We start from the raw sequence: 13,086 nt of genomic DNA on the forward strand, positions 1-13,086 counted from the left end.
CCTGGATGTCGTCGGTAAAGGTCTCCGCACTATTCCAGCAAATCGGCAATTGGCAAAACTACTCCGCGCACTTCTACAATTACAAAGTATACGGAGAGCTTCCGATCATCTTCGGTAGAGACGAAGCGCTCGATCTGACCGACATGCATCACATCCATCTGGCTAGCAGCCTGGAAATGCAGAAAAGCTGGGCCAAGGCACGCAGCCAGTACCATCGCACCACTCTGGTGAATGATCCCGATAATGATTTTTGGCTGTTATACGCGTACGACGATTTCCGCGATGAGTATCTGCTTCTGACCGTGCTCGGCCCGGACGCCCACAGCAGGGTGGAGTGGGGATCTTATCTGCGCAATATCCATAGTCAGATCGTTGAGCCGTGGATTCTGGGTAAATTGATCTGCCCGGATCTTGATGATGCCTGACTGAAGCGGCCGCAAACTCCTCCGCACGAGCGAGCGCCCTCTCCTCGCTGGTCTTTTTCCGGACGCTAAAAACCCAAAACCCCCGACTTTCTCAAGGAAAATCAGGGGTCTTGGTTACATCGAATGTGGCGGTGAAGGAGAGATTCGAACTCTCGATACAATTTCTTGTATACACACTTTCCAGGCGTGCTCCTTAAGCCACTCGGACACTTCACCGTATCTCTTCAAACATGTTCTGTCTGTCGAGGCGCGCTAATGTAGTCGAAAGCTTTTCCGATGGCAAATATTTTTTTCAGAATTTTCATGCGCTTAGGGATTTAGTTGTCCTGACGGCTGGCAGGCCATGGCAAACCTGCCAATCTCTGGCTTCGTGCACCCTTCTATATAGAGGCAAAGGTGTGGCAGCAGTGGCTGGCCAAGCGTTGCGCTCCACGCCAGGGTGACCGGCCGGTCAGTCACGGCGCTTTACCTGGCCTACGGCGGTGGGTAACGTCTGCTTCATCTTTCATACAAGGAATAGCGTCATGAGTGAGTTGATCTCCTACCACCTCGAAGACGGTATCGCGACCCTGACCCTTAGCAATGGCAAGGTCAATGCGATCTCGCCAGACGTGATTGCCGCTTTCAACACTGCGCTGGATCAGGCGGTGACTGATCGCGCGGTGGTGATCATCACGGGCACGCCGGGGATTCTTTCGGGCGGTTATGACTTGAAGGTCATGACCTCCGGTCCCAAGGAAGCCGTGGCGTTGGTGACAGCGGGCTCGACGCTGGCTCGCCGCCTGTTGGCCCACCCTTTCCCGGTGATCGTAGCGTGCCCTGGACATGCGGTGGCCAAGGGCGCTTTCCTGTTGCTGTCGGTGGATTACCGCATTGGTGTCGAGGGTGCATTCAGCATCGGCCTCAACGAAGTGCAGATCGGCATGACCATGCACCATGCCGGTATTGAGCTGGCTCGTGATCGCTTGCGCAAGTCGGCGTTCCACCGCTCGGTGATCAATGGCGAGATGTTCAATCCGCAAAGTGCCGTTGACGCCGGTTTCCTTGACGTGGTGGTTTCTGCCGATGAGTTGCAAGGTGCTGCGCTCGCCGCAGCGCGGCAGTTGAAGAAGATCAACATGACCGCCCACAAGAACACCAAGCTGAAAGTGCGCAAAGCGTTGCTGGAGACTTTGGACAACGCGATCGTCCTGGATCAGCAACATATGGGTTAACCCCCTGAATCTGTGTGACTGAAAAGCCCGACCCTCGTGTCGGGTTTTTCTTACTTTGTCTGTTAAAAATCCTACAACGGCTCTAGATCGCGTCTGACGTCCAAGTCGGAAACATGCGCTCAAACATCGCCTATCTACCTCCTCTATAGCAGCAATTGCCGAAAACAGTGCACATCCGTACACTGCGCCACCTTTTGTCCCGGTGGGGCCTTTAAATGCTGTTCGTGTTTCGTATGTTATTGATGGGTCTGCACTTTGTTCTCGCCGGTGTGCTGGGTGTGCTCCTCGGCCTGTGCCGACCGTTCAACCCGGACAACAGCCGCTTGTGCGCCCGCCTCTATGCATGGCCGGCGATGTGCATCCTGCGTCTGCGGGTCAAGGCTGAAGTCGGCCCGTTGATGGACAAGCCGGCGAGCTGCGTGATCATTGCCAATCATCAGTCCAACTACGATCTGTTCGTGTTCGGTAACGTGGTGCCGCACCGTACGGTGTGCATTGGCAAGAAGAGCCTGAAGTGGGTGCCGCTGTTCGGTCAGTTGTTCTGGCTGGCCGGGAATGTGCTGATCGACCGCGGCAACGCGCAGAAGGCGCGGCAGTCGATGCTGAAGACTACTCACACTCTGCAGAATGAAGACACTTCTATTTGGGTGTTTCCGGAAGGCACGCGCAATCTGGGGGAGGATTTGTTGCCTTTCAAGAAAGGCGCCTTTCAGATGGCGATTGCGGCTGGGGTGCCAATTGTTCCGGTATGTGTGAGCACTTATGTGAAGCATATGCGCTTGAATCGCTGGAATAGCGGGAAGATTTTGATTCGCTCTTTGCCGGCGATTCCTACGGCAGGATTGAGTCTGGATGATATGCCGGCGTTGATTGAGCAATGTCGGGAGCAGATGCGCGAGTGTATTGCTGTGATGGATCGGCAGATTTTGGCGGGGTGATTTGGCTGACTTTTTGGGGTACATATCCGTTACCGCAGGAATGGATATGTACACAGCAAGATCAAAAGATCGCAGCCTCGTTTCACTCGACAGCTCCTACAGGCTAAGCTGCCCACTGCCTGCCAACCAAAAGTGAACCAACACCATGGGTAGAGTTGTTGCTGCTGCGGTTTACAGCGCCGGGAAAAAAGTTACCAACATCACCCTCGACGAAGGGGCAGCCTGGGCTGCGAAACCTGACCACTTCGTGTGGATCGGGCTGGAAGAACCCGACGCCCAGGAATTGGCCAACCTGCAACGCCAGTTCAACCTGCACGAACTGGCCATTGAAGACGCCCTGGAAAAACACAGCCGGCCCAAGCTCGAAACCTTCGGCGATGCGCTGTTTATCGTCACCTATTCGCCCATCCGCGATGAACAGGGCAAGCTCGAATTCATCGAGACCCACATCTTCGCCGGCAACGGCTACATCATCACCGCACGCAACGGCCATTCGGCGTCCTACGCCTACGTCCGGCAACGCTGTGAGGCACGTCCGTTGCTGCTGGAACACGGGGAAGATTTCGTCCTCTACGCCCTCCTCGACTTCGTGATCGAAAACTACCAGCCGGTGGGCGAAGCGATTCATGCCGAGATCGATGAGCTGGAGCGCAATGTGTTGTGCAGCGCGCTGAATGAACGCGATATCCAGAAGCTCCATGGCCTGCGTCGCGATGTAGTGCGCCTGCGGCGTTATGCAGCGCCGATGGTGGAGATTGGCGAGGAGCTGCAGCGACTGAGCTTCCCGTTTATCGACAAGAACATGCGTCCCTATTTTCGCGACGTGCAGATCCACGTCACGCGGCAGATGGAAGACCTGTCGACCCTGGCAGACATTGCCAGCCAGACCATCGAGGTCGGGGTGTTGCTGGAGGCGTCGCGTCAGAGTGTGGTGCAGCGCAAGTTTGCCGGCTGGGCAGCGATTCTGGCGTTTCCGACGGCGGTGGCCGGGATATACGGGATGAACTTCCAGAACATGCCGGAGCTGACCTGGCACTACGGGTATTTTGCGGTGCTGGGGTTTATTGCGGTGGGGTGTGTGAGTTTGTGGGCGAGTTTCAAGAAGTCGGGATGGTTGTAGGGGCAAGGCGAGTGCTGCGCACTCGATCGCGGGCAAGCCTTGCTCCCACAGTCCTTGCTCCACAGTAAAGATTGGTGTGAAGCCCTGCTCCCACAATGATGATCAATGTGGGAGCGGACTACTCTTTAAACCGCCTTCGCCTGCGGCTTATGCGCCACAAACCGCATCATCCACTCCGCCACTGTGGCGCCGTGGTGCTGATGCTCAAGGCTCGCTACACCCTTCTGATAAATCTGCTCACCCAGTGCCTGCTGGCGAATATCCAGCAGCGCCCGCGAGTAATCGTGGATGAATTCCGGATGCCCCTGGAAGCACAGCACCTGATCGTTGATGTGATACGCGGCAAACGGGCAGAAATCGCTGGAGGCGATGACCGTGGCGTTTTCCGGTAGCGCGGTGACCTGGTCCTGGTGGCTGATCAGCAACGTCAGCTCTTCCACTACCGGGCTCATCCACGGCGCCTTGGCCGCCAGTTTGTAGTTGTGGGTGCCGACTCCCCAACCCTGAGTGGCTCGCTCGCTTTTGCCACCCAGCAGCAACGCCAGCAGTTGATGACCGAAGCACACGCCGAGCAACTTGTCGCCGCGCTCGTACAGCTTCAGCAGATAAGCCTTGAGGGTTTCAATCCAGGGGTCGGTGCCAAATGAATCGGCTTTACTGCCGGTGACCAGATAAGCATCGAAAGTCTGATCATCCACCGGATACTCGCCCTGCATCACGTTGTAGACGGTGAACTCGGCGGCGATCGGTTGCTGAGTAAACAGACGCTGGAACATCTGCCCGTAACCCTGATATTGATCGACCAGTTCCGGACGCAGGATGTCGGTTTCCAGAATGCAGATGCGTAACGACATAAAAAATACCTGACACGTGATGGGAATAATGCACACCCAGAGCCTGCCTCGAAACACCGTGACAAGGCAAGCCCCATAGGCGTGATCGGTCCCCTAAAACGTCTCCCCGCGAGCTGCTTTTTCCAGCAACAGTGCCGGCGGCGCGAATCGCTCGCCATATTGTTCGGTAAGGTACTGCGCGCGGGCGACGAAATCCTGCACGCCGTACTGATTGATGAACTGCAACGCACCACCGGTCCAGGCCGCAAAGCCGATGCCGAAGATCGAGCCGATGTTGGCATCCGCCGTTGAAGTCAGCACGCCCTCCTCCACGCAGCGAACAGTTTCGATCGCCTGCACGAACAGCAGCCGGTCACGCACGTCCTTGGGTGAAATCTGCCCGTCGACTTTTTCAAAGCGGGTTTTGAGCTCGGGCCACAGATACTTCTGGCCGCCGCTTGGGTACTCGTAGAAACCGCCGCCGGCAGCTTTGCCAGGACGCTTGTACTCATTGAGCAGCAGGTCTATTACCGCGAACGCCGGATGCTCGGGCAACGGTTTGCCTTCCGCTTGCAGATCCTTGGCAGTTTGCTGGCGGATATGGCTCATCAGGCTCAGGGAGACTTCGTCGGAAATCGCCAGCGGGCCGATCGGCATGCCCGCCTTGCGCGCCTCGGTTTCGATCATCGGCGCGCTGACGCCCTCGCCTAGCATGGCGATGCCTTCATTGGTAAAGGTGCCGAACACCCGCGAGGTGAAGAAGCCACGGCTGTCGTTGACGACAATCGGGGTTTTGTTGATTTGCAGGACGAAGTCGAACCCCCGCGCCAAGGTTGCATCGCTGGTGCGGGCGCCCTTGATGATTTCCACCAGGGGCATTTTCTCCACCGGGCTGAAGAAATGCAGGCCGATAAATTTGGTCTGGTCGGGCACTGCGGTGGCAAGGCCACTGATTGGCAAGGTCGAAGTGTTGGAAGCAATCACCGCCTCGGCGCCGACGATTTTCTGCGCCGCCGAGGACACTTTGGCTTTCAGCTCACGATCCTCGAACACCGCTTCGATGATCAGGTCGCAACCGGTCAGATCGGCATCTGATTCGGTCGGGTGAATCCGCGCCAGAATTGCTTCACGCTGCTCGGACGCCATCTGTCCGCGAGCGACTTTCTTGTCGAGCAACGCAACCGAGTGCGCCTTGCCCTTCTGCGCCGCCGCCAGGCTGATGTCCTTGAGCACCACCTCGATGCCTGCCGATGCGCTGACAAAGGCAATACCCGCGCCCATCATCCCCGCGCCGAGGACGCCGACCTTGTGCGTGGTGACGGCTGCATAACCTTGTGGCCGGGAGCCGCCGGCATTGATCTCGTTGAGCTGGAACCAGAAGGTGCCGATCAGGTTCTTCGACACCTGGCCGGTGGTCAATTCGGTGAAGTAGCGGGTTTCGATCAGGTGCGCGGTATCGAAGTCCACCTGCGCGCCTTCCACTGCCGCGCAGAGGATTTTTTCCGGTGCGGGCATGCAGCCCTGGGTTTTACTGCGCAGGATCGATGGCGCAATCGCCAGCATCTGCGCGACTTTCGGGTTGGAGGGTGTGCCGCCGGGAATCTGGTAGCCCTTCACATCCCAGCGCTGTACGACCGTCGGATTGGCCAGGATCCACGCCCGGGATTTGCTCAGCAGCTCTTCCAGACTTTGCGCCAGCTCATCGACCAGACCCGCCTGCAACGCCTGTTGCGGCCGCACCTTCTTGCCTTCCAGCAGATAGGGCAAGGCTTTCTCAATCCCGAGCATGCGCACCATGCGCACCACTCCGCCGCCGCCCGGCAGCAGACCCAGGGTCACTTCGGGCAGGCCGAGTTGCACCGAGGGATTATCCAGCGCCACACGGTGATGGCACGCCAGGCAGATTTCCCAACCGCCACCCAGCGCTGCGCCATTGATCGCCGCGACCACCGGTTTGCCGAGGGTTTCCAGGGTGCGCAGCTGCGCCTTGAGGGTCAGCACCCTGTCGTAGAAGGCCTTGGCCTCAGGTTTGCCGACCTTGATCAGTTCATTAAGGTCGCCGCCGGCGAAGAAGGTCTTCTTCGCCGAGGTGATGATCACGCCGGCAATCGACGCTTTATCTTCGACAAGGCGTTCGACGCAGCTGGCCATGGCCGCGCGGTACACCGCGTTCATGGTGTTGGCGCTCTGGCCCGGCATATCGATGGTCAGGACGACGATCTGGTCCTGGCCCTTTTCGTAACGAATCGCTTCGGTCATGACGGGTTTCCTTGAAGTCGGGGGCTCAGAGGCGTTCGATGATGGTGGCAATGCCCATGCCGCCGCCGACGCACAGGGTCGCGAGGCCGTAGCGCAACCGGCGGGCTTCCAGTTCGTCGAGCAAGGTGCCGAGAATCGCGCAGCCAGTGGCGCCCAACGGGTGGCCCATGGCGATGGAGCCGCCATTGACGTTGACCTTGTCCGGGTCGATGGCCATGTCCTTGATGAACTTCAGCACCACGGAGGCGAACGCTTCGTTGACCTCGAACAGATCGATGTCCTCGACCCGCAACCCGGCCTTCGCCAGCGCCTTGCGGGTGGCAGGCGCGGGGCCAGTGAGCATGATGGTCGGGTCGGTGCTGGTCACCGCTGTGGCGACGATCCGCGCCCGGGGCTGCAAGCCCAGCGCCCGGCCCTTGGCTTCAGAGCCGATAAGCATCAGCGCCGCACCATCGACGATGCCCGAGCTGTTGCCCGGGGTATGCACATGGTTGATCCGCTCCACATGGCTATAAACCCGCAGCGCCGTAGCATCGAAGCCCATCTGACCGATCATTTCGAAGCTCGGCTTGAGCTTGCCCAGGCCTTCCAGAGTCGAATCGGCGCGAATGAATTCGTCGTGGTCGAGCAAGACGATGCCGTTCTGATCCTGCACCGGCACCAGGGATCTGCTGAACGAACCATCGCCCCGGGCCCGCGCCGCCTTTTGCTGGGAGTGCAGCGCGTAGGCGTCGATCTGTTCACGACTGAATCCTTCCAGGGTGGCAATCAGATCGGCGCCGACGCCTTGCGGAGTGAAATGCGTGTGCAAGTTGGTTTGCGGGTCCAGTGCCCAGGCGCCACCGTCGCTGCCCATGGGCACCCGGGACATGGATTCGACGCCGCCTACCACTACCAGGTCTTCAAAACCGGAACGCACTTTCATCGCTCCGAGATTGACCGCCTCCAGGCCCGATGCGCAGAACCGGTTGATCTGTACCCCGGACACGCTGATATCCCAATCCGCCACCAGCGCTGCAGTCTTGGCGATGTCCGAACCTTGATCACCGATGGGCGTCACGCAACCCAGTACCACGTCATCGACCTGGCTGGTGTCCAGGGACGTGCGTCGTTGCAATGCCGTCATCAGCCCAGCCACCAGGTTGACCGGCTTGACGCTGTGCAAGGCGCCATCCGCCTTGCCTTTGCCCCGGGGCGTGCGTAACGCTTCGAAAATCAGAGCTTCGGTCATGGCGTCCTCGCTGGTTACGGTTTGGTAGATCAAAAGATCGCAGCCTTCGGCAGCTCCTACATGGGGACCGCATTCAAACTGTAGGAGCTGCCGAAGGCTGCGATCTTTTGATCTTTTGTCAGCCACAACCATATGCCGAGCGCCAGCAGATTCAATGACCACATCGCTCACCCGCATTGACCCACACGCTCAGACGAACGGTAGTCAGCTACTGGATTAACCGATTCAGGTCAGCGAACCGTCTAGCAAACGGGCGCCGAAGAAGCTGGCAATAGGCCTCATGCATTTTTCATAGCTGATTAACAGAACACCATATGAAATAGATCTAAGCCACAGCCCACGCGGGCCCTAAGGTGAACATGTACGAAGTTGTCGTCGGGTTTTGCCGAGGCGCTCGTCGGACAGGAAGTGCAGCGTCTGCCGTCATGGATATTTGCAGGCAGGCATCAGGAAATAACAATAAAGGCGGTCAAGCCATGTTCAAACAATCGAAAGTACGTCAAGCCGGACTCATTCTTTTCGCCACCACGCTGTTGTTGATTTTGCCGAACCTGACCAAGGTGATCGGCTGACTTAAGCGCCATGTATTATCGCCGTCGTTAAAATGTGACTGACTCGCTACCCGGGCCAGCCGGGGTGTGCCAACCTTTGCACCACTCTCCACGACATGGACGGCGATCATTTGAGAACGCTCATTCTGCTCGGGGCCTTGCTGCTCAGCACGCCTCTCTACGCCGCACAGCTGGATCTGCAGCTGGGCGCGAACCCGCGCACCTGGCTGACCGAGGAGTTGCTCAAGCACCCGCTGGTCCAGACCATCACTATCAAAAATGACGTTTCCTACAAGCGCGATATGAGCTATCAAGCGGTGCCCCTGGCTGCGTTGCTGACCGGGATCAAGCCTGACGACCATCTGCAGGCAGTGGCGCTGGATGGTTTTGCCGCCGAGCTGGCCGCCGCACCGCTGCTCAATCAACAGGGCGCAAGAGCCTGGCTGGCGATCGAAGACCCGACTCAACCGTGGCCCGGGCTATCGGCGGGCAAGCACAGCGCGGGACCGTTTTACCTGGTGTGGACGGATCCGCAAGCGGGCAACATCAGCCCCGAGCAATGGCCATTTCAAGTGGCGAGCATCAAGCAGCTGGCACCCGTGGCCAAGCGCTTCCCTGCTCTGTTACCCGATCCAGGACTGAAGGCGGACGATCCGGTGAACCTGGGGTTTGCGCTATTTCAGAAGAATTGCCTGGCGTGCCACCGGTTGAACGGTGCGGGGGATGCGCAGTTCGGGCCGGACCTGAATATTCCGTTTAATCCGACTGAGTATTTCGGGGCGGATTTTCTGCTGCGCTATATCCGTGATCCGCAGAGTTTGCGCCAGTGGCCTCAGGCGAAGATGCCGGGGTTTAGTGCGCAGGTGCTGCCGGATGGGGATCTGCAGATGCTGGTGGGGTATTTGAGGCATATGGCTGGGCGCAAGGTTAAGCCTTAGCGTTGTGGAGCCTGGGCCGGCGTGATCGCGAGCAGGCTCACTCCTACAGGGATCGATGTTCAATGCTGAACACAATGTGGGAGCGGGCTTGCTCGCGAAAGCGGTGTGTCAGTCGCCATTGGTATTGAATGATAGACCGCATTCGCGAGCAAGCCCGCTCCCACAGTTGGTTGTTGGTGTTCCGGCTTACTGCTCCTGAACCGAAAACAGCGGCAGCGGCGTCGGTGAGACGAACACCTTCGCGTGCATCTGTTCACTGCCCCCGCCCCGGCGCATCCCGCGTACCGGGCAGGCGTCGAGGTAGTCCAGGCCTACCGCCAGCTTCAGATGACGCTCGGGCCGTGCCAATTCGTTGGTCACGTCGAAGCTGTACCAGGCGTCGTCAAGCCAGGCTTCGGCCCAGGCGTGACTGGCCAGGTGCTCGCTGTTCTCGCTGTACAAATAACCTGACACATAACGCGACGGAATCCCCAGGCTGCGAGCACAGGCGAGGAAGGCGTGGGTGTGATCCTGGCACACGCCCGAGCGCCCGGCGAAGGCCGTGGCTGCACAGGTATCGACTTCGGTCGAACCCGGGGTGTAAGTCATGTGTGAATTAAGGCCGTGCATCAGGTCGATCAACGCCGTGCGATCGCGACGCTTCTTACATTGTTTTTCCGCGAACGCGCGCAAGGCTTCATCGGGTTCGGTCAGGCGAGTGAACCGCAGGAACGGCAGCGCCGACTGGCTTTCATGTTCGGCTTCGCGCAGCTCGTCGATGTCGACCTGGCCACGGGCGCCGATGATGATGGCTTCATGGGGTTCGTCCATGGTCAGCACATGCAGGATATTGCCGAACGGATCGAGTTGCGCGCGCACCGGGCGCGGCAGGTCGAGTTGCCAGCTGAGCACGTGCTGGCGCTCGCTGTCGTGAGGAGTCAGCCGCAGGTACTGGATGCTCGCCCGCACCTGATCTTCGTAGTGATAGGTGGTCTCGTGGCTAATGGAAAGTCTCATGCAGCCTCCAGGTAGGAACTGTGAATGGCGTTGCCCAACTGGCGCACCAGCGGGATGAACTCGGTCAGCCAGGCGTGCAAGCCCTCGTCGAGAATTTCGTTGATGCCGGTGTAGCGCAGGCGCGCGTCCATTTCGGCGGCCAGGCGTTGTGCCGGTCGGCCATTGGCGCCCGGCAGCTGGGCAAGAATCTGGTCGATCTCTTCGGTGCAGGCGCGCAGGGAGCGCGGCACATCGGCGCGCAACAGCAGCAACTCGGCGACATGCCGGGCGCCGGGCGCGTCGCGGTAAATCTCGGTGTAGGCTTCGAATGAAGACAAGGCCCGCAACAGCGCACTCCACTGGTAGTAGGCGTGCGCCGTGCCATCGCTGACCGCTTCCGCCTGATCGCCAGCCATTTCGTATCGCGCGTCGAGCAGGCGCAGGGTGTTGTCAGCCCGCTCGATAAAGGTGCCCAAACGAATGAAACGAAAGGCGTCGTTGCGCATGATCGTGCCGTAGGACGCGCCGCGAAACAGGTGGGAACGTTCCTTGATCCACTCGCAGAAACGGCTCATGCCATAGCGACTCAAACCCTGGTCGGCGATACCGCGAATTTCCAGCCAGGTGGCGTTGATGTTTTCCCACATGTCGGCGGTGATTCGTCCACGCACCGCATGGGCACTGGCCCGCGCAGCGCCCAGGCAACTGTAGATACTGGCCGGGTTGGCGGCGTCCAGGGCGAAGAAATGCAGCAGCCGTTCGGCATGCAGCTCGCCGTGGCGCTCCAGGTAATCTTCCAGGGTGCCGGTGATCAGCAGCGGCATGGCCAGTTCGTGCAGGCCGTCGCCGCGACCATCCTGGGGCATCAGCGACAGCGAATAACTGATGTCGAGCATCCGTGCGAGGTTTTCCGCCCGCTCCAGGTAACGCGACATCCAGTACAGATCCGAGGCAGTTCTACTTAACATGGCAAGCTTCCTTCAATCCTCGACTACCCAGGTGTCCTTGGTTCCACCGCCCTGGGAGGAATTCACCACCAGGGAACCTTCGCGCAGCGCTACACGGGTCAAGCCACCGGGTACCACCCGGGTTTCGCGGCCGGACAGGACAAACGGACGCAGGTCGATGTGGCGTGGCGCAATGCCGTTTTCGACAAAGGTCGGACAGGTCGACAGCGACAGGGTCGGTTGCGCGATGTAGGCGTGGGGCTTGGCCTTGATGCGTGCGCGGAACGACTCGATCTCCGCCGCCGTCGCGGCCGGCCCGACCAGCATTCCGTAGCCGCCGGAGCCTTGGGTTTCCTTGACGACCAGGTCTGGAAGATTGGCCAGCACGTGGGAAAGTTCCGAGGGATTACGACACTGGAATGTCGGAACGTTCTTCAAGATCGGCTCTTCATCCAGGTAGAAGCGAATCATGTCGGTGACAAACGGGTACACCGACTTGTCGTCCGCCACTCCGGTGCCGATGGCATTCGCCAGCACTACATTGCCCGAGCGGTAGGACGACAACAGCCCTGGCACGCCGAGCATCGAATCCGGATTGAACGCCAGCGGATCGAGAAACGCATCGTCGAGGCGACGGTAGATCACATCCACTGCCTTGGGCCCGTCGGTGGTGCGCATGAACACCTTGTCGTCGCGCACGAACAAGTCTGCACCTTCCACCAGCTCAACCCCCATTTCCCGGGCCAGGAACGCATGCTCGAAGAACGCACTGTTAAAGCGCCCAGGGGTTAGCACCACCACGCTCGGGTTATCGATCGGGCTGGAGCTTTTCAGGGTGTCGAGCAGCAGGTTCGGATAGTGGTCAATGGGCGCTATGCGCTGGGCCGAGAACAACTCGGGGAACAGTCGCATCATCATCTTGCGGTCTTCGAGCATGTAGCTGACGCCGCTCGGTGTACGAAGATTGTCTTCGAGCACGTAGTACGTGCCGTCGCCGTCGCGCACCAGATCGACGCCGGAGATGTGGGAATAGATATCCCGGTGCAGATCGAGCCCCTGCATCGCCAACTGGTATTGCTCGTTGGCCAGCACCTGCTCCGCCGGAATAATCCCGGCCTTGATGATGCGCTGTTCGTGATAGAGGTCGGCGAGGAACATGTTCAACGCCTTGACCCGCTGGATACAGCCGCGCTCGACAATCCGCCACTCACTGGCGGGGATGCTGCGCGGAATAGTGTCAAAAGGAATCAGGCGCTCTGTTCCCTGCTCATCACCGTAGAGGGTGAAGGTGATTCCGGCTCGATGGAACAGCAGATCGGCCTCGCGTCGGCGTTGGGCCAGCAGCTCGTCAGGCGTCTCCGCCAACCACCGGGCAAACTCCCGGTAATGCGGACGGACCTGGCCGTCGGCATCGTACATTTCATCAAAATAGGTGCGGATCATGCCGTACTCCTTGTCACCCGGACATCTAGGCATCGCAAGGCCCGTGCCATCGGCATAAACGCTTTGATATCAATCAGTTGGATATTTGCTGTGAAAACACCGCACCAATCCTGTGCGGCAAACGCTCCAACCCGATCGCCCCCGCTCCATTGCGAAGCAATGCTGTCGCTATCACCAGCATAGTCAGAGTTGATTTCACTGCCCGGCTGTCG

The 13,086-nt window shown here is 59.1% G+C and carries 12 protein-coding genes and 1 tRNA gene; 6 read left to right on the forward strand and 7 right to left on the reverse strand.

What is annotated here, in order from left to right:
- The first annotated feature begins 5 nt into the window (after positions 1-5).
- Positions 6-425 (forward strand): type II toxin-antitoxin system YafO family toxin, encoded by a 420-nt coding sequence (locus ACYZTK_RS06860; protein ID WP_462013744.1) that lies wholly within the window; start codon positions 6-8, stop codon positions 423-425.
- Between the two features lie 126 nt (positions 426-551).
- Here ACYZTK_RS06860 and ACYZTK_RS06865 read toward each other — a convergent pair.
- Positions 552-641, reverse strand: a tRNA-Ser gene (locus tag ACYZTK_RS06865).
- Between the two features lie 308 nt (positions 642-949).
- Between ACYZTK_RS06865 and ACYZTK_RS06870 the strand changes: the two genes are divergently transcribed.
- From ACYZTK_RS06870 to ACYZTK_RS06880, 3 genes are all read left to right on the forward strand, one after another.
- Positions 950-1,639, forward strand: a complete 690-nt coding sequence (locus ACYZTK_RS06870; protein ID WP_462013745.1) for a crotonase/enoyl-CoA hydratase family protein — start codon at positions 950-952, stop codon at positions 1,637-1,639.
- Between the two features lie 215 nt (positions 1,640-1,854).
- Entirely contained in the window at positions 1,855-2,577 is a 723-nt protein-coding gene (locus ACYZTK_RS06875) for a 1-acylglycerol-3-phosphate O-acyltransferase (protein WP_462013746.1), read from the forward strand.
- A 145-nt stretch (positions 2,578-2,722) separates the two neighbouring features.
- Positions 2,723-3,697: a magnesium and cobalt transport protein CorA gene (locus ACYZTK_RS06880; RefSeq protein ID WP_462013747.1), complete on the forward strand. Its 975-nt coding sequence runs from the start codon at positions 2,723-2,725 to the stop codon at positions 3,695-3,697.
- 125 nt (positions 3,698-3,822) lie between these two features.
- Here ACYZTK_RS06880 and ACYZTK_RS06885 read toward each other — a convergent pair whose 3' ends face one another.
- From ACYZTK_RS06885 to ACYZTK_RS06895, 3 genes are all read right to left on the reverse strand, one after another.
- The gene (locus ACYZTK_RS06885; RefSeq protein ID WP_462013748.1) at positions 3,823-4,551 is read right to left on the reverse strand and encodes an amidotransferase; all 729 of its coding nucleotides are present in this window, start codon (positions 4,549-4,551) and stop codon (positions 3,823-3,825) included.
- 93 nt (positions 4,552-4,644) lie between these two features.
- On the reverse strand, positions 4,645-6,789 hold the full coding sequence (locus tag ACYZTK_RS06890) for a 3-hydroxyacyl-CoA dehydrogenase NAD-binding domain-containing protein (RefSeq protein WP_462013749.1): 2,145 nt from the start codon (positions 6,787-6,789) through the stop codon (positions 4,645-4,647).
- Between the two features lie 25 nt (positions 6,790-6,814).
- Positions 6,815-8,020 (reverse strand): acetyl-CoA C-acetyltransferase, encoded by a 1,206-nt coding sequence (locus ACYZTK_RS06895; protein ID WP_462013750.1) that lies wholly within the window; start codon positions 8,018-8,020, stop codon positions 6,815-6,817.
- 359 nt (positions 8,021-8,379) lie between these two features.
- Here ACYZTK_RS06895 and ACYZTK_RS06900 point away from each other — a divergent pair, with 359 nt between their 5' ends.
- Together ACYZTK_RS06900 and ACYZTK_RS06905 are read left to right on the forward strand one after the other, a co-directional pair.
- Positions 8,380-8,592, forward strand: coding sequence for a hypothetical protein (locus ACYZTK_RS06900; protein WP_462015009.1), 213 nt, complete (start codon positions 8,380-8,382; stop codon positions 8,590-8,592).
- A gap of 95 nt (positions 8,593-8,687) precedes the next feature.
- On the forward strand, positions 8,688-9,509 hold the full coding sequence (locus ACYZTK_RS06905; protein WP_462013751.1) for a c-type cytochrome: 822 nt from the start codon (positions 8,688-8,690) through the stop codon (positions 9,507-9,509).
- A gap of 186 nt (positions 9,510-9,695) precedes the next feature.
- Here the strand turns inward: ACYZTK_RS06905 and ACYZTK_RS06910 are convergent, their stop codons facing one another.
- Genes ACYZTK_RS06910 through ACYZTK_RS06920 form a run of 3 tightly spaced genes read right to left on the reverse strand, consistent with a single transcriptional unit; the run spans position 9,696 to position 12,874 of the window.
- Positions 9,696-10,505 (reverse strand): transglutaminase family protein, encoded by an 810-nt coding sequence (locus ACYZTK_RS06910; RefSeq protein WP_462013752.1) that lies wholly within the window; start codon positions 10,503-10,505, stop codon positions 9,696-9,698.
- On the reverse strand, positions 10,502-11,452 hold the full coding sequence (locus tag ACYZTK_RS06915; protein ID WP_247294345.1) for an alpha-E domain-containing protein: 951 nt from the start codon (positions 11,450-11,452) through the stop codon (positions 10,502-10,504). The genes ACYZTK_RS06910 and ACYZTK_RS06915 overlap by 4 nt, the downstream gene beginning before the upstream one ends.
- Positions 11,453-11,464: 12 nt before the next feature.
- A complete protein-coding gene (locus ACYZTK_RS06920; RefSeq protein WP_462013753.1) occupies positions 11,465-12,874 on the reverse strand; it encodes a circularly permuted type 2 ATP-grasp protein in 1,410 nt (469 codons plus the stop codon).
- Positions 12,875-13,086 lie beyond the last annotated feature (212 nt).

Source organism: Pseudomonas sp. LB3P31, from assembly GCF_054897945.1.